The following is a 21,896-nucleotide window of genomic DNA, read 5'->3' as shown; positions in this document are numbered from 1 at the left end:
GCCTTGCCGCGCTTACCAGCGCGCCAGCTGGGTGATCTGAACGAGGTTGCCGCAGCTGTCGTTCAGCTGGGCGATGGTCGAGCCGGTCACCTCGGTCGGCGGCATGGTGAACTCGCCGCCGCTCGCCTTGATGCGCTCGTAGTCGCCCTTGACGTCGTCGGTGAAGAACATCACAGCGGGCTGGCCCTGCTTGAAGATGGCTTGCTGATAGGCCTTGGCGGCCGGATTGTCGTTGAGGGCGAGCTGCAATTCCGTTCCATCCGGCTCTTCGGCCGAGGCAACGGTCAGCCAGCGATAGGGCCCGTTGCTGAAATCGGCCTTCTTGGTCAGGCCCAGTACGTCGGTGTAGAAGCGCAGGGCGTTGTCCTGGTTGTCCACATAGATGCTGGTCAGCTTGATCTTCATCGCTATTCCTCCTTTGTCGCGTTCGCTGCCGCCCTGTCGGCAGGGCGGGGTTTTGAATTGTGCTGGCGGCTTCACTCTGTCCGCCGCCGTTAAGGGATCCAGCCGGGCAGGGCGGCGGCCTGCTTCACCCAGTCCGCCATCTGTGCCTCGTCGAATTCGTCGCCTTCGCGAATGTCGATCCAGCGTGCTTCCTTGCTCTTCACCGTGCCGCCGGGCGGGATCGGTCGCAACGACATGCCGTTGAAGAAGGTCACCTTCACGTAGTGGGTCAGGACATGGAACGCCACGAACCAGCCTTGGCCCTCGATGCCGTAGAACGGCGAGTTCCACCTCACGGCCTTGCGCACCTCAGGCACGTTGCGCACGATCAGCATGTCCAGGCGCTCCCCAAGGCCGCGCTTCCAGCCCGGCATTGCGGCGATGTAGGCCTGCACGGGGGCGTCGCCATCCCCTTTGGCGATTTGCGGGTTGCCGCCCGAGAGCAGGACCGGTGCGGCCTTGGCCGCGACCTTGGTCGGTTGCCGTTGCGTCTTGGCCATTTTGCCCATTCCTATCAGCCCGCCCGCTGCCCGCCGCGCCCCTTGGCGACGTACGGCAGCACGAACATGTACAAGCCGCTGAACAGCAGCAAGAAGAGTGGCAAGAGCGGCGAGTAGACAACCAAGGCGGGAGGCTGCCCCAATGCCATGGCGACGAAGTTGGCGATGACGGTCAGCGTAAAGATGATCGACAGCCAGCGATGAATTTGCCGAACCCACTTGTTCCAGTCCAATGGTACCTCCTGTCAAAACGAGCCGAAGCGGATCCAGCGATACGCTTGCCGGCGGACTTCAATCGGTCCGCGCAAGGACCTGATCGAGGTTTGCAGAATACCGCCGCCACCCACTCTTCGCGCCCCGGTACGCTTGCTCCTGATCCGGCCGGAAACCGGACTGCTCCATGCGCAATCGGGTGCCCGTGCTGGTCGGCACGAGAGTCCAGGTGACGACACTTTCGAGGCCATAGGCTTCCCAGGTGTAGGACAGCGTCTTGTTCGGCTCGATTGCCGTTACCTGACAGTCGACAACAATACTCACGCCAGGCCGCGGGTCCTTTCGCAGATTGAAACGGTGACCCGTGACTGGCTTGAAGTCGTTCTTCATGAGCCATTCCTCGATCAAATGCGGCTGGGTGAGCGCGCGCCAGATCTTTTCCGGCGGATAAGGGATCTCGCGTTCGACGACGACGGAGCGCGTTTCGATCGCGATGTTGGTCATTGGTCCATTCTTTTGAGCAGGTCTTCGAGGTCGTCGAACCGGCCCTGCCAGAACGCGTTCATCTGGTTTGTCCAGTCAGTCAGCGGTGCAAGTGCGCCGAGCTGGGCGCTGTAGTGCGTCTGTCGTCCTTGATGGCGGTCACGCACCAGCCCGGCCTGCCTGAGAACGCCGAGATGCTTCGATACGGCCGGTTGCGAGACGCCGGACTGCGCTGTCAGAGCGCCGACCGTCTGCTCGCCTTCGCGGCACAGGCGCTCGAAGATCGCCCGACGCGTCGGATCGGAGAGGGTTCTGAACAGGACGTCGTGAGCGTTGGTCATTTGGGATCGATAACCCGGTGGCTATTGATTGACGTATAACCGCCGAGATATGTATCTGTCAAGCGGCGGCGGCGGTGGTCACGATCCGACCGTTTTCAAAAAAAACTTTCCCTTGCCCCAAGGAATCGCCATTAGCCTTCGTCCAATAGGCAAATGATGGCGATGATGCTGGATGAGAGCGAAGCCTCCGACGCCGAACTGATCGGGCGGGCGAAGGGCGGAGACAGGGGAGCCTTCGGCACATTGCTGGAAAGGCACTACGACTTCGTCTATCGCGCCGCCTATCGCTGGTGCGGCAAGAAGGCCGATGCCGAAGACATCGCCCAGGAGGTCTGCGTCCGGCTCGGCAAGGCGATCCGCGACTATCGTGGTGGCGGCGCTTTCACGACATGGCTCTATTCCGTGACGTTGAACGCGGCGCGCGACATGATGCGCAAGACCACCCGCGAAGCGGTCAAGACCGAAGCCTATGGCGCCTACAGCCTGATATCGGGTGAAGCCTCCGCCGAGCCCGAAGATCCGACCGAGGCTCTGTGGGCGGCGGTGCGGCAACTGCCGGACAAGCAGCGCGATGCGGTGCTGCTGGTCTATGGCGAGGGCTTGAGCCACGCGGCCGCCGCCGAGGCGATGGCGATCTCGGAGACGACGGTTTCCTGGCACATCCATGAAGCGAAGAAACGGCTGAAGACGCTGATGCGCTCGGCCGGGGAAGTGTGACCATGGTCGACGACAACGAACTCAAGAAGCTGCGCGACATCGCGGCGCCGGCGCCGGGCGAGAGCGCGAAGGCACGTGCCTTCGAAGCCGCCATGCGCGCTTTTGATCAGGAAAATATTTCTCCAGTCACCCAAGGATCGGTTGGCGGCCTTCGTCTCACAGAGCGAGCACAAAAGCTCTGGAGCGAGATCATGCAAAAGAAACTCATTGCCACGCCGGCCCTTGCGGGGCTCATCGCCCTGCCGATCGCCGGATACGCCACCTTCCATATGCTGAGGGAACAGCCGTCCACCTTCGGGGGAGACGAAAAGATCACCGAGACGCTGGCCGACAAGCCGGCGACCGTGAAGCCGCTGGCCGAGCCGAAGCCGGCGCCGACCGAGCTGGCGAAGGACAAGAAGGCCGACGCGGATGTGGAAAGCCGCGACGCTACCGATGTCCTTGTCGCACCGGCTTCGCCGCCGAAATCCGGATCAGGCACGGTAGCGGGTCTGTTCCCGGCGGCTCCGGCGACAGCCAATCAACCGCAAGGCGGCAGGCAGGCCCCTGCGCCAGCTCCGACGGGCGAGTTTGCGTTGGATGGCACCACAAGCGCGCCCAGCACGTCCCGGGTCGCCCGTATGCCGGCCGGCGAGTCCAAGCTGATGGCTCCGCAACAACCCGCCATGACGCTGGCCGACCAGACCCAGCCGCAAGCGGAAAACCGCGACCGCATCGAGGACTTCAAGACCAATCCGGTGCATGCCGCGCTTGAGGACCCGGTCTCGACCTTCTCGATCGACGTCGACACGGCTTCCTATTCCTTCGTGCGCCGTTCGCTGAAGGAAGGCATTGTGCCGCAGGCCGATACGGTCCGTGTCGAGGAGATGATCAACTACTTCCCCTATGACTGGAAGGGTCCGGAGTCGGCCACGACGCCGTTCAACTCGACCGTCAGCGTCATGCCGACGCCGTGGAACACGCACACCAAGCTGATGCATGTCGCCATCAAGGGTTTTGACATCAAGCCGGCCGAGCAGCCGAAGGCCAATCTGGTCTTCCTGATCGATGTCTCGGGCTCGATGGACGAACCGGACAAGCTGCCGCTTTTGCAGTCGGCCTTCCGGCTGCTGGTCAACAAGCTGAAGCCCGACGATACGGTTTCGATCGTCACCTATGCCGGGGAAGCCGGCACGGTGCTGATGCCGACCAAGGGGTCCGAGAAGGACAAGATCCTGGCGGCCATCGACAGCCTGCAGCCGGGCGGTTCGACGGCCGGCGAGGCGGGCATCAAGGAGGCCTACAGACTTGCCCAGCAATCCTTCGTCAAGGACGGCGTCAACCGGGTGATGCTGGCCACCGACGGCGACTTCAATGTCGGCCAGAGCGATGACGATGATCTGAAGCGGCTGATCGAGAAGGAGCGCAAGACCGGCGTATTCCTGTCGGTGTTCGGCTTCGGCCGCGACAATCTGAACGACCAGATGATGCAGACCATCGCCCAGAACGGCAACGGCACCGCCGCCTATATCGACACGCTGGCCGAGGCCGAGAAGGTGCTGGTCGAGGATGCATCCTCGACGCTGTTCACCATCGCCAAGGACGTCAAGATCCAGGTCGAGTTCAATCCCAACAAGGTCTCCGAATATCGCCTGATCGGCTACGAGACCCGGGCGCTCAAGCGCGAGGATTTCAACAATGACCGCGTCGATGCCGGCGATATCGGTTCGGGGCATTCTGTCACCGCGATCTATGAGATCACGCCCAAGGGCAGCGGCGGCGAGCAGATCGACCCGCTGCGCTATGGCCAGGCCACGGTCAACAATGGCGGCGTCGCCAATGCGGACGAATATGCCTTCGTCAAGATCCGCTACAAGCTGCCCAACGAGGACGTCTCGAAGCTGATCACCACGCCGGTGACCTCGGCCAATGAGGTGGCGTCCTTCGACCAGGCCAGCACCGACCAGCGCTTCTCAGTCGCGGTCGCAGCCTTCGGCCAGAAGCTGCGCGACGAGGATGCGACCGCGAAGTTCGGTTACGACAAGGTCATGGAGATCGCCACCGCCGCTCGAGGAGCCGACCCGTTTGGGTACAGGTCCGAGTTCCTTTCGCTTGTGCGCCTTGCCTCGGCGCTGGGCGGTAACCGGTAGTGGCGATGACGGCCGGTTTCTTTCAGATGGGATCGTTCTGACAGGGGAAACCGACCAACGGGCGGGTGAGGCAGGCCGGCGAGGGATTCATTCCCTTGCCGGCCTTTTTTTGAGGAATTTCTCAGGTCATTAAATTGCGTTGGATTTCCGGTACATGATCGCAATTTCCTCTTGTTACCCAGAGGCTGATGTTTGGGCTTGAGGGAGCCAGAATTGCTGATCAGGACTGTTGCGAACTCGATCTCACGAGATATGCCGGCACTAGGATCGGCTGCTTCGTCCGCGCCGTCGGCGGAATCGCGGCGCATCAGCGACGATGTCGCTCAAGCGCGTCACACCGCCATGTCGGCGCTGAACAATGACCGCTTTCGGGTCATGCTGGAGCAGATCACCGATCCGGGCTCATCGGGGGCGCTGATGACGATGCGCAGCGATGCGGTCGGTGCCGGAACGGACTTCAAGTCGGCGCAGTCGAGCTACGCCGACAACAGCGAATAATCACAAAAGCGATTTCGCGTCAGGCCCGGCTACGGCGACGCTCGCGACGGGCTTCGCTGGTCTCGGCGGTGTTTTCCGTCGCCACCTTGTTGCGCATCGGGCCGATGCGCTCGACGATCGCGGCAACAGTCGGACGATCCGCCCTGGTGTGGGCGTCGAGCGCCTTGCGCATCGCGGCGAGGTGCTGGAACGAGGTGCCGCAGCAGCCGCCGACGATTTTGGCGCCGGCATCGACGGCGAGACGCACGTAGTCGGCCATCAGTTCCGGCGTGCCGGAATAATGGATCTCGGTGCCACGGAATTCGGGAATGCCGCAATTGCCCTTGACGATGACAGTCGCCTCCGGCTTCGCTTCGGTCATGTCGAGCAGCGAGGCGAGGATATCGGAGGCGCCGACACCGCAATTGGCGCCGACGCCGAGCGGCGTTTGCGACAGCCCATCGGTGACGCCGTGGATGTCCTTCGGCAGCAGGCCCATCATGGTGCGGCCGGCGGTGTCGAAGGAGCCGGTGTAGGTGTAGGGCAGGCCAACGCGTATGGCAGCCTCGGCGGCGGCGCGGATCTCGTCGGGAGCAGACATGGTCTCGATCCAGGCGACTTCGGCGCCACCGGCCTTGAGACCCTCGATCTGTTCGGCGAAGGCATCGACCGCCTCGTCATAGGTCATGGCACCGAGCGGCACCAGCAATTCTCCGGTCGGGCCGACCGAGCCGGCGACGATCACCTTGCGGCCGGCCTTGTCGGCGACGGTACGGGCGAGTTCCGCTGCGCGCTTGTTCAGCGCATGCGCGCGGTCCTGCGCATGGTGCAGCTTCAAGCGGTGACGGGTGCCGCCGAAGGAATTGGTCAGGATGATGTCGGCGCCGGCATCGACGAAGTTCTGGTGCAGGCTGGTGATGGTGTCGGGCGCCGTCTCGTTCAGCAGTTCGGGCGCTTCGCCGGCCTCCAGCCCCATGGCGAACAGGTTGGTGCCGGTGGCGCCATCGGCCAGCAGCACGCCCTTTTCAGCCAGCAGTGCATCGATCGGGTTGGTCGTCGTCATCGGATTGGCTTTCATGTTTCGAAGTCGAATAAGGATATAAAGAAGTCTTTATGTGTAGTCAATGATTTTGCCGTGATGGCGATCGCCAGATCGGAGGCCGCTCTTCATGGTGTCGAGATGATCTCGACGTGAATTTCGGTGCAGATACCGCCATTGGTGGGATAGTAGTCCACCGAGCAGGCGGTGATCACCAGCAGGAGATCCTGTTCTGCGCGCAAGGTCACATAGCCGCCCGGCGGATTGATCGAGGCGTCGACAACGAGGCGACCGTCCGGTTGCGGCAATGAATTCTGGAACAGATCGACCGGATCGGGGGCGAAGGGGAGCGATATGCCCTCAGTGGCAAGCGCCTGCATCAGATTGTCCCGGCAGTTCGGATGATTGGGAAACCCGGCGCGCTCATAAAGAGCGCTGTCACAAGCGGGGTAAAGCATGTCGTGCGGACCGGGCGAAGCATCTTCGACCAGCGTCAGCATTGGCTTGGCTGTGGCACTGAAGAAGCTGTCGCCGATACCGGGAAAAAGCCGCTCGGTGATGTCGCGGGTCTGCGAGGTGCTCAGCCAGTCGAGCGTGGGTTCGGTGGTGAATGCCCAGAGATCGGAAACCTGCTGGCCTTTCGGGTCGATGATGCGAACGAGGTCGCCGCGCGAGACGCGGATGGAGCGGCCCGACTGGGCAGGAACGACGATGCGGCGCGGGTCTGGCATGGGCTGTCCTTTGGAAATGCGAATGGCTCGTTCGATGGCTGGAGGCCCATTGAAACGACCACGGTTGCCGCCGATCAGGCAGAGCCTGACGCGAACGACATATCGGCCAGATTGCGCGCGAAGGCGGCGGCCTCATGCGGGTTGACGTCGGCGGCGCGGATCAGATTGTCGAAATGCCGGGTCAGGGCCTGGATCGGCTGGGTGGCGTTCAGCACCACATACATGTCGCCGACATAGATGGCCGCCCGATAGGGTCCGAAGATGGTGAGGGGAATGGAGTAGCGCATGCGGCCGTCATAGAGAAACAGGCGGAAGGTCGGGTAGAGGTCGTCAAGCAGCGCAGCCATATGGGCGAGCTGTTGTTGGCGGTCGACCGCCGGAAAACGGTCCCAGACGCCGAGGCCCCGGGCGAAGATCTCCAGCGTGTGGCGCGGCATGCAGACTTCCATATCGGTTTCCGGGCGCCGGTTGTATTCGATGCGGTATTGGGTCTCGCTGGCCTGTGCCTGGCGGCTCCTGTTGGTAATGTTGGCTTCGTAGTCGACGAGCGCATGTGTTCGCAGAAGATCGGGAATGCCGGCCGGCACATAGCGGATCTTGGTGCCCGCCGCCTCGGCGAACCATTTGGCCAGCAGCGTGCGATCGAAACCATCCGGGGCTTCCTCGATCTCCAGGCTCTCGCGGATTTCACCGGTGAGGCCTTCGTCCTGGCTGAGGCCAAGCAGCCAGTCCAGCGAGACCTTGAATTCGGCGGCGATGTTGAGCAGCGTTTCGGCTCGCGGCAGGCGTGTCGAGGCGCCGGACAGCAACTGCGACAAGGCCGACCGATCGATGCCGACAGCGGTCGCGAATGCCGACTGGTTGAGATCGGACCGTGTCAGGAGCAGCTTCAGACGCTCCCTAAAGATTGCTGACAGATCTCGTTTGTCCATCACCTGGCTCCCCGAATCCTGAGGAAAAATTTGCGCCAAAGCTCCCAGATGGGCGTTTCAGGCGTAAATGAATCCCTAAGTCCGTTTACAATGTGTAACATGTGCGGTCAAAAATGCGCAATGGCAACATTTTGTACACTTTGTCTCGTTGAGTGGAATCACTTCTCCTGACACAATGCTGTCAGGAACCATTTGGGGTTCCGGCGACTGAGGGACAGTGGTCGATAGCATGACGAGCAAGAGCATCAGGCAGCGTAGCGTACCGGCCATCGAGTGGCCGACCGTGGTTCTCGCATTCTTCTGTTACGCTGCATGGCTTGCAACCGGCTTCCTGCTCTGGCCCTCCTATCCAGTCCTGGCTCTCGCAATTCTGGCGCTTGTCGCCGCGCTGCAATCATCGCTCATGCACGAAGTGCTGCACGGTCATCCGACGCGCAATGCTGTGATCAATGAGGCCTTCGTGTTTCTGCCGATCGGCCTCGTCTGGCCGTTCCGCCGCTTCAAGACGCTTCACCTGCGCCATCATGCCGACGAAAGGCTGACCGATCCGCTGGATGATCCGGAAAGCTACTACCAGGCGCTCTGGATGCATGAAGACCTGCCGCCAACGATGAAATTCCTGCTCAAGATCAACAACACCATGGCCGGCCGTTTCTTCCTCGGCCCGTGGCTGTCCTGCATCGGCTTTTTCATCGACGACGCCAAGCGGATGATCGCCGGCGACAAGGCGATCCGCAAGGCCTGGCTGCTGCATGCGATCGGCCTCGCCATCGTGATGCCGATCGTGCAGTTTGGCTTCGGCATCCCGCTGTGGCTCTATGTCCTGGTGCCCGTCTGGCTCGGCCAGTCGCTGATTGCGATCCGCACCTTCGCCGAGCATCAATGGTCCGAGCATCCGGAGGGCCGCACCGTGATCGTCGAGCGCTCGCCGCTGTCGTTCCTGTTCCTCAACAACAATCTGCATTTCGTCCACCACAAGATCCCGACCGTGGCCTGGTACCGGTTGCCGAAACTGTTTAGCGACCGTCGTGACGAATGGCTGCGGATGAACAATGGCTATGCCTATCCGAACTATTTCGCGCTGATCAAAGCCTATGCGTTCAAGGCGAAGGAGCCGATCGTGCACCCGGTGTTGCGGCGTGCGGCGGAGCCGGGCCGCGCTTTCAAGCCACGCATCAGGGCGCGCAGCATCAATGGCCTCGGCTCCGCGCCGGTTCCTGCCGAGCCGCCCAAGGAATGAGTTTTTGCGGCGGGCAGGTGTTGCCGCTAGACTGGCTGCGGTCGGTTCCCTTCAATCCCAGACATAACGGTCAGATCCCGGCATGAGCGAATTGGTTGCGGCGTTGCCGATGTATGACTGGCCCGAAATGCGCGACGAGGTCGACGCCCAATGGGCGCGGTTGCGCGACGCCTTCCGAAAAAAGGGAATCGACGCGCCGCAAACGATCGTGCGCCGCAATGGCGATCTTCCACCAGTGCCGGGCGGCATTCGCGATGCCCAGGGGATACTGATCGCGCCTGACCCGGCGACATTGCCGCCGGACGAACTCGATTTTCACAAATTGTGGCTGCATCCGGCGCTGCTGTTCGCGCAGACCTGCTGGGGGCCGATGGAGCTTGGCCTGTCCAGGCATCTGCAGGTGGTCGGCCAGCCGAGCTACGACGCCTATGAAGGCGGCCAGGGCGAACTCTATTCGAGCGCGCTGGTGATGCGGACAGGCGAGGGGCCAGAGGTTCGATCGCCCGCGGACGGCAGCGCGCTCATCCCGTTCGACCTAATGCGTGGCAAGCGCTTCACCTTCAACAGCCTTGATTCGATGTCGGGCATCATTGCGCTGACACGCGACCTGCAGGCGGCCGGCGAAAGCCTCGACATTTTCTCGTCGCGCAGCGAAAGCGGCGGTCATCGCGATTCGATCGTCGCTGTGGCCGAGGGCAGGGCGGATGTCGCGGCCATCGACTGCGAAAGCTGGGCGCTGGCGCAGCGCTTCGAGCCGGCGGCGCGGAAAGTCGTGATCGTCGGCTGGACAGGACGGCGTAAAGGCCTGCCGTTCATCACCGCCAGGACGACGCCGGAAAAGACGCTGGCCGCGTTGCGCGAGGCGATTGCCGGACTAGCCGAGCAGCCTCGCATCCAACGGGTAGGTTGAAAGCTGCTCGTTGCCGGCTTCGGTGATCAGGATCTGCTCTTCGATCTTGACGCCCTCGTGCCCGCCGAGCCGACCAATATAGCTCTCGACACACAGCACTATGCCGGGTTCGAGCACGCCATCCGGCGTATCTGATGTCCAGTCGCTGGCATGCGGCAAGGTCGGGTATTCATCGGCCAGACCAACGCCGTGGTAGAGCACGCCATAACGGGTGGGGAAACAGTCTCCCGGTGGCACAGATGAGCGTTCGACAAGGTCGCGGAACGAGGTACCCGGCTGCACCAATTCGGTGTTGTGGGTGATCTGATCGGCGGCGATGCGGAACAGATCGCGCTGTTTGTTAGTTGGCTCTGTATCGCCACACAGCCAGGTGCGCGACAGGTCGGCGCAGAAGCCGTAGGGGCCGATCAGGTCGGTGTCGAAGGCGACAAGGTCGCCTGCTTCAATCTTGCGCGACGAGCATTCCTGGAACCACGGATTGGTGCGCGGACCTGACGCCAGCAGTCGCGTCTCGATCCATTCGCCGCCGCGCGCAATGTTGCCGCGATGCAGTTCAGCCCACAATTCGTTCTCGGAAATCCCCGGCTTCAGAGCCTGTTCCATCTCGCCCATTGCCGCCTCGCAAGCGACAATCGCGCGGCGCATGGCGAGAATTTCGTCCGATGATTTGATCAGCCGCGCATTTTCCATCACCGCTTCGCCATTGCCGATCGAAACTCCTAGGCGAGCCAGTTCCTCGACGCCTTCAGGGTTGATGTGATCGACAGCAATGCGGCTGTTGCCGCCGCCATGTTCTCGGACCAGATCGGCGATGCCGGCGGCCCAGCGGCGAACCTTTTGCTCCGTCAACTCGCCGCCATAGAGGTACATCCACGACACAGCCGGGCGCACTTCGTCGACGACGCCGGAATGATCGGACAGGTGCTCGCAGGAAAAATAGTCGAACAGCACCACCGGTCCGTCGGTGGCGACGAAACAATGCCGCGTCGGGTTGTGCGCCACCCACAGCTGCATGTTGGTGGAATCGGTCGCGTAGCGGATGTTGACGGGGTCGTAGAGCAGGGCGCCGGCATAGTCGCGGCGCTTCAGCTCGGCGCGGATGCGCTCCAGCCTGTATTGGCGCATGGCGGGCAGGTCGGGAGCGGCAATGCCTGCCGCGGCCCATTCAGCTTCCGCTTGCGCACCATAGCCCAGCACATGCTGGTTGAGCGAAGCCGCCTTCTGGCGGGAGGCGTCGCGCAACGCCTCGATCGAGCCAGGCTCGAACGGCATGATCTTGCGATGACGGCCAAAGCTGCCCTTTGGCGCCCCGTTGTCCATGGTCGAACCTCAGGTCCGCATCTTCTCGCCGCTCGGGTCGAAAGGCGCTTCGACATTGATGCGGGCCGGCCGGCGATGCCCGAGGATCTCGATCTCGAACAGCCCCGCACTTTCGTCCTCGGCGAGCGCTGCCGGCACATAGCCTTGCGCCATCGACTTCTGCACATAATGGGCATAGCCGCCCGACGTGACCCAGCCGACCACGCGCCAGTCGCCGTCGACGATGCCGCGCACGGCGGAAGCGCCTTCGGCCGCCTTGGAGCCGCGTATTTCCTTGCCGCCCTTATCGAAGCGCGGCGCGCCGTAGCCATGCGGCTTTTCCACCGTACCATAGTCCTTGCTGACCTTGGCCCAGATAGGCTCGTCACCCATCACATCGGCGTCGGCGGCATCGACGATGAAGGAGACACGGCGCAGTTTCGGTCCCTCCGCCTGTTCCTTGGCGGCGGCCTCGCGGCCGATGAAATCGTTCTTCTCGAGCTTGATGAAGCGGTCCATCGCTCCTTCGAACGGCCCGTAGATCGGCCGCAACTCGCGGAACCAGGTCGGGAAGTTCTTTTCGAGGCGCATGGAGAGCAAGGCACGCATGCCGAAATCGACGAGGCCGAACTCCTCGCCGGCATCCTTTATCGCCTTGTAGACGAGGCGCTGGTAAGCCGGCGCCATCCAGATCTCGTAACCGAGATCGCCGGTGTAGGTGATGCGGTTGACCAGGCAGGGCGCGCCGCCGACCGCCATCTCGCGGAAATCCATGAAGCGGAAGGCTTTTGTCGAAATGTCGGTATCCACGAGCTTTTGCAGCAAATCCCGCGCGCTCGGCCCGGCGATCGAAAGTCCCACGAGCGTCTGGTCGAAGCGGTGGATGCGCACCGAACCGTCCTTCGGCAAATGCTTCTCGAACCAGCGCATGTGGTATTTCTGCGCGGCGGACGAACCCCAGATCATGAAGCGATCTTCACCGGCCTTGGCGATGGTGAAGTCGCCGATCAGCTTGCCGAATTCGTTGATCATCGGCGTCAGCACGATGCGGCCGGTCTTCGGCATGCGGTTGGTCATCAGCCGGTTGAGGAAATCTTCCGCCCCCGGTCCCGACACTTCGTATTTGGCAAAGTTGGCAATCTCTGTGACGCCGACGCGCTCACGCGTTGCGCGCACCTCTTCGCCGATCGGCCCAAAATCGTTGGAGCGATGGAAGGAGACGATGTCCTTCGGCTCCTTGCCTTTTGGTGCGAACCACAGCGGTGTCTCAAGACCCCAGCTGTCGCCCATGACGGCGTTGTTGGCGAGCATCGTGTCATAGAGCGGCGTCGTCTGGGCGGGACGTGCCGCCGGCAGTTCCTCGTTGGGGAAGCGGATGGAGAAGCGGCGCGAATAGTTTTCGCGCACCTTGGCGTTGGTGTAGCGCAGGCCTGCCCATTCACCGAAGCGGGCGACATCCATGCCCCAGACATCGAAGCCGGGGTCGCCATGGACCATCCAGTTCGATAGCGCGAGACCAACGCCGCCACCCTGGCTGAAGCCGGCCATGACGGCGCAGGCGCACCAGAAATTGGTCAGGCCCTGTACCGGGCCGACCAGCGGATTGCCGTCGAGCGCGAAGGTGAAGGGGCCGTTGATGATCTGCTTGATGCCGGCCTTCTCGATGCCGGGGAAGTGCTTGAAGCCGATCTCCAGCGACGGCGCGATGCGATCGAGGTCCGGCGGCAGCAGTTCATGGCCGAAATCCCATGGCGTATTGACCGGCGACCATGGCTTGCAGGCCTTTTCATAGGTGCCGAGCAGAATGCCGTTGCGCTCCTGGCGAGTGTAGATCTCGCCCTTGAAGTCGAGCACGCCGATCATCTCGCGGCCGGTCGACTTGTTGAATTCCTCGACCTCCGGCATCGGCTCGGTCAGGAGATACATGTGCTCCATGGCCAGCACCGGCAGTTCGACACCGACCATGCGGCCGATCTCGCGTGCCCACAGGCCGCCGCAGTTGACGACATGCTCTGCGTGAACCGTGCCCTGTTCGGTGACGACGTTCCAGGTGCCGTCGACCTCTTGCGTCAGCTCGACGACGCGGTTGCGCAGCACGATCTCGGCGCCGAGCTTCTTGGCCGCCTTGGAATAGGCGATCGTCGTGCCGGACGGATCGAGATGGCCTTCGACCGGATCCCACATGGCGCCGACGAAATTGGTCTCGTCCATCAACGGAAACATCGCCTTGGCTTCGGACGGCGTGATCAGCTCGGTGTCCATGCCGAGATAGCGGCCCTTGGCGTGGGCGAGGCGCAGGAAGTCCATGCGCTCGGGCGTATCGGCCATCATCACGCCGCCTGTCAGATGCAGCGAGCAGGACTGGCCGGAAATCTCCTCGATCTCCTTGTAGAGCTGCACCGTATAAGCCTGCAGCTTGGCGACGTTGGGATCGCCGTTCAGCGTGTGGAAGCCGCCCGCCGCATGCCAGGACGAGCCGGAGGTCAGCTCCGAGCGCTCGATCAGCATGATGTCGGTCCAGCCGGCCTTGGCCAGATGGTAGAGAACCGAGCAGCCGACGACGCCGCCGCCGATGACAACCGCTTTTGCATGAGATTTCATAAAGATAGGTCCGTTTTTGAAGAGATTGAATCGAATGAGCGAGGCGTGAAAACGAAACGCAGGTCAGATACGGCGATGTTTTCGGCCAGCCTGCCATCAAGCGCGGCAAGGAGGGTTTCACAGACGGAAGTGCGATGTTTCAGGACGTCATGGCTCCAAACACGCACGATCGAATAGCCTTGGGCGCGCATGAAATCGTCGCGGCGGCGGTCATATGAACTGTCGGCATGACGGTGTCCGTCGACTTCAACAACAAGCCATTTTTCGCGGCAGGCGAAGTCTGCAAAAAAGGGGCCGATGGAGAACTGGCGCGTAAAGCGATGGCCGCCGAGCTTGCGCGCCTTCAGTTCAAGCCAAAGCAATGCTTCCGCCTGATTGCCCGCTTGCCTGAGGTTTCGTGCTCGCTGGGTCGTGCCTGTTTTACGACGACTGCGCGTTTCGCGAACGCCTTCCCCCACTCCGTCGCTGCTTTGCAGCGCCACCTCTCCCCCCTGCGGAGGGAGAGGAAAGGAGCCAAGGCCGGCGAACTCGCGCCCTTCCTCTCCCCCGTCGATCGGGGGAGAGGTGGCGAGCGAAGCTCGACGGAGTGGGGCGTCGACCTTTCATCAAATCAATGCTTCCGCCTGATTGCGTGCTTGGCTGAGGTTTCATGCTCGCTGGGTTGTACCTGTTTTGCGGCGACAGCGCGTTTCGCGAACGGCTTCCCCCACTCCGTCGCTGCTACGCAGCGCCACCTCTCCCCCTCCGGAGGGAGAGGAAAGGAGCCAAGGCCGGCGAACTCGCGCCCTTCCTCTACCCCGCCGATCGGGGGAGAGGTGTCGAGCGAAGCTCGACGGAGTGGGGGTCGACTGTTCATCAAAGCAATACAGATGATCAAAAATCGGTCGGCGCGCCGCCCTCGGACCGGCGCTTTTCGACGAAGGCGTTGAGCTCCTCGCGGATGGCCGGGTCCATATAGGGCTCTTCGTAGGAAGCCAGCCGTTCCTTCCACACCTTGTTGGCCTTTTCGAGCGCTGTCGGCGAGCCGGCTTCCGCCCAGGTCTCGAAATTGCGCCAGTCGGAGAGGATCGGCGAGTAGAACGCGGTCTTGTAGCGGTCCTGCGTGTGCTGGGTGCCGAAGAAATGACCACCGGGGCCGACGGACTGGATGGCGTCGAAACCGAGCGCCTCTTCTGACAGGTCGAGCGGTGTCAGGAACTCCGCCACCATCTGCAAAAGGTCGATGTCCAGAATTGTCTTCTCGTAGGAGCAGCGCAGGCCGCCTTCGAGCCAGCCGGCGGCATGCATCATCAGATTGCCGCCGCCCTGGATGGCGCCCCACAACGAGAACACGCTCTCGTAGGCCGCCTGCGCGTCGACCGTGTTGGCGGCGCAGGTGTTGGACGTGCGGTAGGGGATGTTGTAGCGGCGGGCAAGCTGACCACCGACCAACTGCGCCTTCATGTATTCCGGCGTGCCGAAGGCCGGTGAACCGGACTTCATATCGACATTGGAGGTGAAGCCGCCATAGCCGACGGGTGCGCCCTTGCGCACCATCTGGGCGAAGGCCATGCCGGACAGCGCCTCGGCGTTCTGCTGCACCAGCGCGCCGGCGATGGTGACCGGCGCCATGGCACCCGACAGCGTGAACGGCGTGACGACGACAACCTGGCCCTTGCTCGACATCTGGATGATGCCTTCCATCATCGGCACGTCGAGCTTGAGCGGTGAATTGGTGTTGATGATGGTGAAGACAGACGGCTCCTCAAGCATCTGCTCGTGGCTGATGCCGCGTGCGATCCTGGCGATCTCGATGCCGTCGACATTGCGCTCCTTGCCGAGCGAATAGATGTGGAACACCTTGTCGGTGAGCACGCTGAGATCGCGGATGCATTCGAGATGCCGGACGGACGGATGGATATCGGTCGGCTCGACCGGATAGCCGCCCGTGCAGTTCAGGATGTTGTGCATCTGCGCAAGCTTGAGGAAGTTGCGGTAGTCCTGCTGGTTGCCCGGCCGGCGGCCGCGATCGATGTCGGAACAGTTGGGCGCCGACGCCATCATCGAGATGATCAGATTGTTGCCGCCGAAGCGTACATTGTGCGCGGGGTTGCGGGCATGGATGGTGAACTCCGACGGGCAGTGCGACACCAGTTCGAGGATCATGTCGCTGTCGAAGCGCACCCGCTCGCTGCCGTCTCGCACGTCGGCGCCGTGCGCCTTCATGATGCGCCGGGCCTCGTCATGCAGAACGTCGACGCCGATTTCCCTCAGCACGCGCAAGGAGGCGAGGTGGATCGATTCCAGCTCGTCGTCCGAAACCAGCTTGGTCGGCGTCAGCGGGTTCTTCAGCTGGCGGAAAGCCGGCTGCTCGAACGCGGCCGAGCCGCCGGCGCGCTTTCCGGCACGGCCGCCGCGACGGGCGCGGTCGGTGGCCAATGCCGGTTCCAAGGGTTGTAGGGCGGCGGTCATGATGGTCCTCGTACGATGCGGTAGCGGGCGGCATAATGGACCGGCGACCCGCCGGCCATTGCGGAGGCGGCGACCACTAGGGCGAGGGAAGCGACATGCCGGAAGGGCAGTTGCGCGATCGCGACATCGCCCGATCGCGGCGTCCCGTTGGCGCAAGCGGATTTCGCCGTCCGGCCCTTCCTTTGTTCAGACCGAACCAGTAGCTAGTCGGGCTTGCCGGCCGGATGGCCAGCACCTCACATGCCAGCACTTCAGATGGATGACAGCATGGTCGCGACCGGCTCGAGCGAAGGCGAAGCGGGAACGCGGTGGGCAGCGCTTGCCGGCGTCACCGCAGCACTTGCCATGTTCGGCGCGGCGCAAGGGTTGAGCTCGCCCCTGTTCACGCTGCTGATGCAGAAGCAAGGCATGTCGCCGGCGCTGATCGGCCTTTCGGCGGCGATGATGCCGCTCGGCCTGATCCTTTCGGCTTCGTTCGTGCCGGCGGCGGTGCGGCTGGTCGGGGCGCGCACGCTGGCGGTCGGCTGCTCGCTGATCGGCGCGCTCTGCTTCCTGGGCATCGGCTATCTGCAGGATTGGGTGGCCTGGTTCGTCATCCGCTTCATCATCGGCGTGGTCATCAACCCGCTCTACATCCTTGGCGAGGTGTGGGCGCTGTCGCTGGCGCCGCCGTCGCGGCGTGGCCGGGTCATGGGTGTGTTCAACACTATGATGGGCGCCGGTTACGCAGCCGGGCCATTCGCGCTGACCCTGCTCGGCACGTCGGGCTGGCCTCCCTTCCTGGTCGGTGTCGCCGGCTTCACGCTCTGCGCGGTGATCCTGCGCGCCGTCTCGTCAAAGCTCACAGGTTTCGAGGATGATGGCCAGCCTGCCAGCGGTCTTGTCGGTTTTGCCAAGGTGGCGCCGGCGCTGCTGCTTGCCGTCCTGGTTTCGGCCGCGGTCCAGCAGAGCACCTACGCGCTGGTTCCGGTCTTCGGCGCCAGCTATGGCCTGGCGGAAGCCGTGCTTGCCTCGCTGGTGATGGCGCTTTCGCTGGGCAACATCCTGCTGCAGATTCCGCTCGGCCTGCTGGCGGAGCGTTTTGGCGGCCGTGCCATGATCATCGTCTGTGCGCTGGCGACCGCCTTTTGTGCGCTTCTGCTGCCGCTGCTGATCTTGACGCCGCTGATCTGGGTCGTGCTGCTGGTGATGGGCGCGGTCGGCTACGGCGTCTACACGATGGCGCTGGTCGAACTGGGCAGCCGGTTCAAGGGCTCGGTGCTGGTCGCCGGCAACGCCGCCTTCGCGCTGATGTGGGGTGCTGGCGGTATCGTCGGCCCGCCCGGTGCCGGCCTGCTCATGCAAGGCATAGGCCCGCTCGGCCTGCCGGTCGTGATCGCCGGCCTCGACGCCTTGCTGGTGATGTTCGCGCTGTATCGCTCGTCCGTGCGCCGGAGCGGCAAGGCATGATCGCGACCGGTTCGGGCAATGGTGAGACGGGGATGCAGTGGCCGGCACGGCGTGGATATTCTCGGCGCAAGTGGCCTGCCGATCAAGCTCGGCCTGATGCGCCTGGCGCTGGCCTTGGCGAGCCTCATTGGTCGGGAAAGCCGCAATCGTCGGCTGAACATATTGAATATCGGACACAACATATCGATGTTGGCAGCGCCAAAGCGATGCGTTTATCGGAGACCTCATGACCAAGCCTAGCAAGACGCCAAAATCCGCTCCCTCAACCGACGATCCGTTTCTCTGGCTGGAGGACCGGACAGCCAAGCAGTCGCTCGACTGGGTGCATGGTCAGAACGAGATCACAGTCGGCGAGTTGCAGGGCGATCCGTCCTATCAGACGTCTTTTCAGACCGCGCTCGACCTGATGACAGCCGAGGACAACATCGCGGTCGGCGCGGCAACCGCCGGTCATGTCTACAATTTCTGGCAGGACAAGACCAACGTGCTCGGCCTGTGGCGCCGCACCACGGTCGCGTCCTACAAGACCGAGAAGTCCGAATGGGAGACGATCATCGACTTCGACCAGCTTGCGGCGAAAGACGGGATCAAATGGGTGTTCAGCGGCGCCAGCCGGCTCTATCCGGACTTCAACCTCTGCCTTGTCTCGATGTCGCCGGATGGCGGCGACGCCAGCGAAATGCGCGAGTTCGACATTGCGACCAAATCTTTTGTCGAGGGCGGGTTTCGCGCACCCGCTTCCAAATCGGGCTTCGGTTGGCTGGACAAGGACACGGTCATCGTCTCCGCGGCCTTCGAAGAGGCCGACAAGACGCAGTCCGGTTATCCGCGCGTGGTCAAGCTGTGGAAGCGCGGCACGAAGCTGGAAGACGCGACACCGATCTTCGAGGCACAGAAGGAGGATCTCGCGGTTGGCACTGCCGTCGAGTTCGACGGCGACAAGCGTTACCTGATCCTGGCCCGGACGCTCGATTTCTTCGCCTCGCATATTTTCCTGAGGCTGCCTTCGGGCGAGAACAAACGTCTGCCGCTGCCTGATGACATGACCGACACCGCGATCTTCAGGGATCAGCTCGTCTTCGGCGTGCGCAGCACGTGGACGGCGCCGGATGGCACGACGTGCAAGCCTGACGGCCTCTATTCGCTGAATCTGGCGCGCTGGGTCGATACAGACGCGCTCGGCCCGGTGGAGACCCTGTTCGAGCCGGCGTATCGCGTGTCCATCGCCGGCATCGCCCGCACGCAAGACCGGTTGTTCATCAGCCTGATGGACAATGTGCGGGGCAAGGTCATCGTCTGCGAGCGCAAGGCGGACGGCTGGTCCATGAAACCGGTCGCATTGCCTGAAAACGGCACTGTCGGCATCAGCCATGCCGAGCATTTCGGCTCGAGCGTCTCCTTCTCCTTCACCGACTTCCTGACGCCGAGTTCGATCATCTGGTCCGACGACAATGGCGAGACGCTCGCCACCGTGAAGTCGCAGCCGGCGCGTTTCGATGCGTCGCCGCTGATCTCCGAACAATTCGAGGCGCGCTCGAAGGACGGCACGATGATCCCATATTTCGTCGTCCGGCGGCGCGACCAGAAAGGTCCGGCGCCGACGCTGCTCTATGGCTATGGCGGCTTCGAAGTGCCGTTGCTGCCCGGCTATGCCGGCGTGCGCGGCAGGCTGTGGCTGGAGAAGGGCAACGCCTATGTGCAGGCCTGCATTCGTGGCGGCGGCGAGTTCGGCCCGGCCTGGCATCAGGCGGCGCTGAAGGGCAATCGCCAGAACGGGTTCGACGATTTCGCCGCGGTCGCGCAGGACGTCGTCAAGCGAGGCATCGCCACGGCCGCTTCGCTCGGCATCCAGGGCGGCTCGAATGGCGGCCTGCTGACCGGCGTTTCGCTGACGCAGCATCCCGAGCTTTTCGGCGCCGTCATCATCGAGGTGCCGCTGCTCGACATGCTGCGCTACACCGAATTGCCGCCCGGCGCCTCGTGGATGGCCGAATATGGCGATCCGTCGAAACCGGAAGACGCGAAGTGGCTTTCGGCCTACTCGCCCTACCAGCGTGTCGACGCCGGTACCGCCTATCCGCCGGTGCTGCTGACGACGTCGACTGCTGACGACCGCGTGCATCCCGGCCATGCGCGCAAGATGGCCGCCCGCCTGCAGGAAGCAGGCCACGCGCGGACGCTGTTCTTCGAAGAGACCGAAGGCGGACATGGCGGCCGCGGCGATCGCCGGCCGCAGGCGGCTCAGACGGCGATGAAGTATGTCTTCCTGCAAAGGGCACTGAGCGGCAAGGCTTGAGTCGAAGTCTGGGCGCCACTGACGCAAAGGGTGGTTCACCTCGACCGCCCTTTGCTCTAAGGTGCCGTCCATGGCTCTCGTTAGGATATCGGCTCGCGCATTCCGGGTCGCGGTGACACCGTCACCGCGCACGTTGCGCGCCGAGCTTTTGCGGCTGTGCGCCCGCATCGGTTATTCGCCACCTGTCATCTTCTGACGCATTCGCCCCGGCATGGCCGGACAGAATCCAGAGGAAAGATCAAAATCCATGACCTATCAGAATTACTCGCTGAAGCAGCTTCAGCAGATCGACGCCGCGCATCATCTCCATCCGTTCACCGACCACAAGGAACTGCGCGAGGCCGGCTCGCGCATCATCACCCATGCCAACGGGCCGTTCATCTACGATTCCGAAGGGGCCGAGATACTCGACGGCATGGCCGGGCTGTGGTGCGTCAACATCGGCTATGGCCGCGACGAGCTGGCCGAGGCCGCCTATGCGCAGATGAAGGAGCTACCTTACTACAACTCCTTCTTCAAATGCTCGACGCCGACGCCGGTGCTGTTGTCGAGAAAGCTGGCCGAGATCGCGCCGAAGCACGTCAATCAGGTGTTCTATGGCTCTTCCGGTTCGGAAGCCAACGACACGGCGCTGCGTCTTGTCCGCCATTACTGGGTGCTGGAAGGCAAGCCGGAGAAGAACCGTATCATCTCGCGCAAGATGGCCTATCACGGCTCGACCGTTGCCGGCACCTCGCTTGGCGGCATGGATGGCATGCACAAGCAGCTCGGCGGCGCGGTGCCCAACATCGTCCATGTGATGATGCCCTACGCCTATGAGCTAGCACTGCCCGGCGAAAGCGATCACGATTTCGGCCTGCGCGCGGCCAAGGCCGTCGAGGATGCGATCCTCGAAGCCGGCGCCGACAAGGTCGCGGCCTTCATCGGCGAACCGGTGATGGGGGCGGGCGGCGTGAAGATACCGCCGGTCAGCTATTGGCCGGAAGTGCAGCGCATCTGCCGCAAATACGATGTCTTGCTGATGCTGGACGAGGTCATCACCGGCTACGGACGCACCGGCGAATGGTTCGCGGCACAGACGCTCGGCATCGAGCCCGACACCATCACCACGGCCAAGGCGCTGACATCGGGCTACCAGCCGCTGTCGGCATTGCTGGTCGGCGACCGCATCGCCTCGACGCTGGTCGAGAAGGGCGGCGAGTTCAATCACGGCTATACCTATTCCGGTCACCCGGTGGCCTGTGCCGTGGCGCTGAAGAACCTCGAGATCATCGAGCGGGAAGGGCTTGTCGACCGCGTCAGGAACGATACCGGCCCGTATTTCGCCAAGGCGTTGCAGGAGCGCATTGCCGGGCACGATCTGGTTGGCGAGGTGCGCTCGATCGGGCTGATGGGCGCGATCGAGATCGTCAAGGACAAGGCGACCAAGGAGCGGTTCTTGCCGTCGGGCAGTGCCGCTGTCACCGTGCGCGACCACGCGATCGCGCACGGCATGATGTTGCGCGCCACCGGCGATACGATGATCCTGTCGCCGCCGCTGATCTGGACCCGCGACACGATCGACATGGCCTGCGATCGCATCTCGAAGGCGCTGGATCTGGCGCAAGCCGACCTGCGCAAGCGGTAGGGCTCGACCCTCGACCC

At 63.0% G+C, this 21,896-nt stretch carries 20 protein-coding genes; 8 read left to right on the top strand and 12 right to left on the bottom strand.

Annotated elements, in window-relative coordinates; genetic code table 11:
* Positions 1–12 precede the first annotated feature (12 nt).
* The 5 genes from BPNPMPFG_RS07230 to BPNPMPFG_RS07210 all read right to left on the bottom strand — a co-directional run bounded on the left by BPNPMPFG_RS07230 (position 13) and on the right by BPNPMPFG_RS07210 (position 1,981).
* Entirely contained in the window at positions 13–405 is a 393-nt protein-coding gene (locus BPNPMPFG_RS07230; RefSeq protein ID WP_258594336.1) for a VOC family protein, read from the bottom strand.
* 89 nt (positions 406–494) lie between these two features.
* Positions 495–944, bottom strand: a complete 450-nt coding sequence (locus BPNPMPFG_RS07225; RefSeq protein ID WP_258594335.1) for a DUF1801 domain-containing protein — start codon at positions 942–944, stop codon at positions 495–497.
* A 14-nt stretch (positions 945–958) separates the two neighbouring features.
* The gene (locus tag BPNPMPFG_RS07220; protein WP_258594334.1) at positions 959–1,177 is read right to left on the bottom strand and encodes a hypothetical protein; all 219 of its coding nucleotides are present in this window, start codon (positions 1,175–1,177) and stop codon (positions 959–961) included.
* 58 nt (positions 1,178–1,235) lie between these two features.
* Positions 1,236–1,661 carry an SRPBCC family protein gene (locus BPNPMPFG_RS07215; protein ID WP_258594333.1) on the bottom strand — a complete coding sequence of 142 codons (426 nt, stop codon included), beginning with the start codon at positions 1,659–1,661 and terminating at the stop codon, positions 1,236–1,238.
* The gene (locus tag BPNPMPFG_RS07210; protein WP_258594331.1) at positions 1,658–1,981 is read right to left on the bottom strand and encodes an ArsR/SmtB family transcription factor; all 324 of its coding nucleotides are present in this window, start codon (positions 1,979–1,981) and stop codon (positions 1,658–1,660) included. The genes BPNPMPFG_RS07215 and BPNPMPFG_RS07210 overlap by 4 nt, the downstream gene beginning before the upstream one ends.
* Positions 1,982–2,137: 156 nt before the next feature.
* Between BPNPMPFG_RS07210 and BPNPMPFG_RS07205 the strand changes: the two genes are divergently transcribed.
* From BPNPMPFG_RS07205 to BPNPMPFG_RS07195, 3 genes are all read left to right on the top strand, one after another.
* Positions 2,138–2,698, top strand: a complete 561-nt coding sequence (locus BPNPMPFG_RS07205; RefSeq protein ID WP_258597089.1) for an RNA polymerase sigma factor — start codon at positions 2,138–2,140, stop codon at positions 2,696–2,698.
* 2 nt (positions 2,699–2,700) lie between these two features.
* Positions 2,701–4,827, top strand: coding sequence for a VWA domain-containing protein (locus tag BPNPMPFG_RS07200; RefSeq protein ID WP_258594329.1), 2,127 nt, complete (start codon positions 2,701–2,703; stop codon positions 4,825–4,827).
* A 213-nt stretch (positions 4,828–5,040) separates the two neighbouring features.
* Positions 5,041–5,325 (top strand): hypothetical protein, encoded by a 285-nt coding sequence (locus tag BPNPMPFG_RS07195; RefSeq protein WP_258594327.1) that lies wholly within the window; start codon positions 5,041–5,043, stop codon positions 5,323–5,325.
* Positions 5,326–5,344: 19 nt separating this feature from the next.
* On the opposite strand, the gene bmt is transcribed toward BPNPMPFG_RS07195, so the two are convergent.
* The 3 genes from bmt to BPNPMPFG_RS07180 all read right to left on the bottom strand — a co-directional run bounded on the left by bmt (position 5,345) and on the right by BPNPMPFG_RS07180 (position 8,006).
* Positions 5,345–6,367, bottom strand: coding sequence for a betaine--homocysteine S-methyltransferase (gene bmt, locus BPNPMPFG_RS07190; RefSeq protein ID WP_258597088.1), 1,023 nt, complete (start codon positions 6,365–6,367; stop codon positions 5,345–5,347).
* Between the two features lie 104 nt (positions 6,368–6,471).
* Positions 6,472–7,074 (bottom strand): DUF1989 domain-containing protein, encoded by a 603-nt coding sequence (locus BPNPMPFG_RS07185; RefSeq protein ID WP_258594325.1) that lies wholly within the window; start codon positions 7,072–7,074, stop codon positions 6,472–6,474.
* A 74-nt stretch (positions 7,075–7,148) separates the two neighbouring features.
* Positions 7,149–8,006 (bottom strand): helix-turn-helix domain-containing protein, encoded by an 858-nt coding sequence (locus tag BPNPMPFG_RS07180; protein ID WP_258594323.1) that lies wholly within the window; start codon positions 8,004–8,006, stop codon positions 7,149–7,151.
* 229 nt (positions 8,007–8,235) lie between these two features.
* On the opposite strand from BPNPMPFG_RS07180, the gene BPNPMPFG_RS07175 reads away from it, so the two are divergent.
* The gene (locus BPNPMPFG_RS07175) at positions 8,236–9,246 is read left to right on the top strand and encodes a fatty acid desaturase (RefSeq protein ID WP_258594321.1); all 1,011 of its coding nucleotides are present in this window, start codon (positions 8,236–8,238) and stop codon (positions 9,244–9,246) included.
* 82 nt (positions 9,247–9,328) lie between these two features.
* Positions 9,329–10,156 (top strand): phosphate/phosphite/phosphonate ABC transporter substrate-binding protein, encoded by an 828-nt coding sequence (locus BPNPMPFG_RS07170; RefSeq protein WP_258594318.1) that lies wholly within the window; start codon positions 9,329–9,331, stop codon positions 10,154–10,156.
* On the opposite strand, the gene BPNPMPFG_RS07165 is transcribed toward BPNPMPFG_RS07170, so the two are convergent.
* The 4 genes from BPNPMPFG_RS07165 to BPNPMPFG_RS07150 form a co-directional block, all read right to left on the bottom strand.
* Positions 10,121–11,476 (bottom strand): M24 family metallopeptidase, encoded by a 1,356-nt coding sequence (locus tag BPNPMPFG_RS07165; protein WP_258594316.1) that lies wholly within the window; start codon positions 11,474–11,476, stop codon positions 10,121–10,123. The two genes, BPNPMPFG_RS07170 and BPNPMPFG_RS07165, sit on opposite strands and share 36 nt — an antisense overlap.
* Positions 11,477–11,485: 9 nt before the next feature.
* On the bottom strand, positions 11,486–14,056 hold the full coding sequence (locus tag BPNPMPFG_RS07160; protein ID WP_258594314.1) for a GcvT family protein: 2,571 nt from the start codon (positions 14,054–14,056) through the stop codon (positions 11,486–11,488).
* The gene (locus tag BPNPMPFG_RS07155; protein ID WP_258594312.1) at positions 14,053–14,538 is read right to left on the bottom strand and encodes an endonuclease domain-containing protein; all 486 of its coding nucleotides are present in this window, start codon (positions 14,536–14,538) and stop codon (positions 14,053–14,055) included. The genes BPNPMPFG_RS07160 and BPNPMPFG_RS07155 overlap by 4 nt, the downstream gene beginning before the upstream one ends.
* 391 nt (positions 14,539–14,929) lie before the next feature.
* Positions 14,930–16,507, bottom strand: a complete 1,578-nt coding sequence (locus BPNPMPFG_RS07150) for a trimethylamine methyltransferase family protein (RefSeq protein ID WP_258594310.1) — start codon at positions 16,505–16,507, stop codon at positions 14,930–14,932.
* A 267-nt stretch (positions 16,508–16,774) separates the two neighbouring features.
* On the opposite strand from BPNPMPFG_RS07150, the gene BPNPMPFG_RS07145 reads away from it, so the two are divergent.
* The 3 genes from BPNPMPFG_RS07145 to BPNPMPFG_RS07135 all read left to right on the top strand — a co-directional run bounded on the left by BPNPMPFG_RS07145 (position 16,775) and on the right by BPNPMPFG_RS07135 (position 21,879).
* Positions 16,775–17,956 (top strand): MFS transporter, encoded by a 1,182-nt coding sequence (locus tag BPNPMPFG_RS07145; protein ID WP_258594308.1) that lies wholly within the window; start codon positions 16,775–16,777, stop codon positions 17,954–17,956.
* Positions 17,957–18,182: 226 nt separating this feature from the next.
* Entirely contained in the window at positions 18,183–20,252 is a 2,070-nt protein-coding gene (locus BPNPMPFG_RS07140; RefSeq protein WP_258594306.1) for a prolyl oligopeptidase family serine peptidase, read from the top strand.
* 247 nt (positions 20,253–20,499) lie between these two features.
* Positions 20,500–21,879, top strand: a complete 1,380-nt coding sequence (locus tag BPNPMPFG_RS07135; RefSeq protein WP_258594304.1) for an aspartate aminotransferase family protein — start codon at positions 20,500–20,502, stop codon at positions 21,877–21,879.
* The last annotated feature ends 17 nt before the right edge of the window (positions 21,880–21,896 follow it).

Origin of the sequence: Mesorhizobium sp. AR07, assembly GCF_024746815.1 — a bacterium.
Taxonomy (GTDB): domain Bacteria; phylum Pseudomonadota; class Alphaproteobacteria; order Rhizobiales; family Rhizobiaceae; genus Mesorhizobium.
This window is presented reverse-complemented; position numbering and strand designations above follow the sequence as displayed.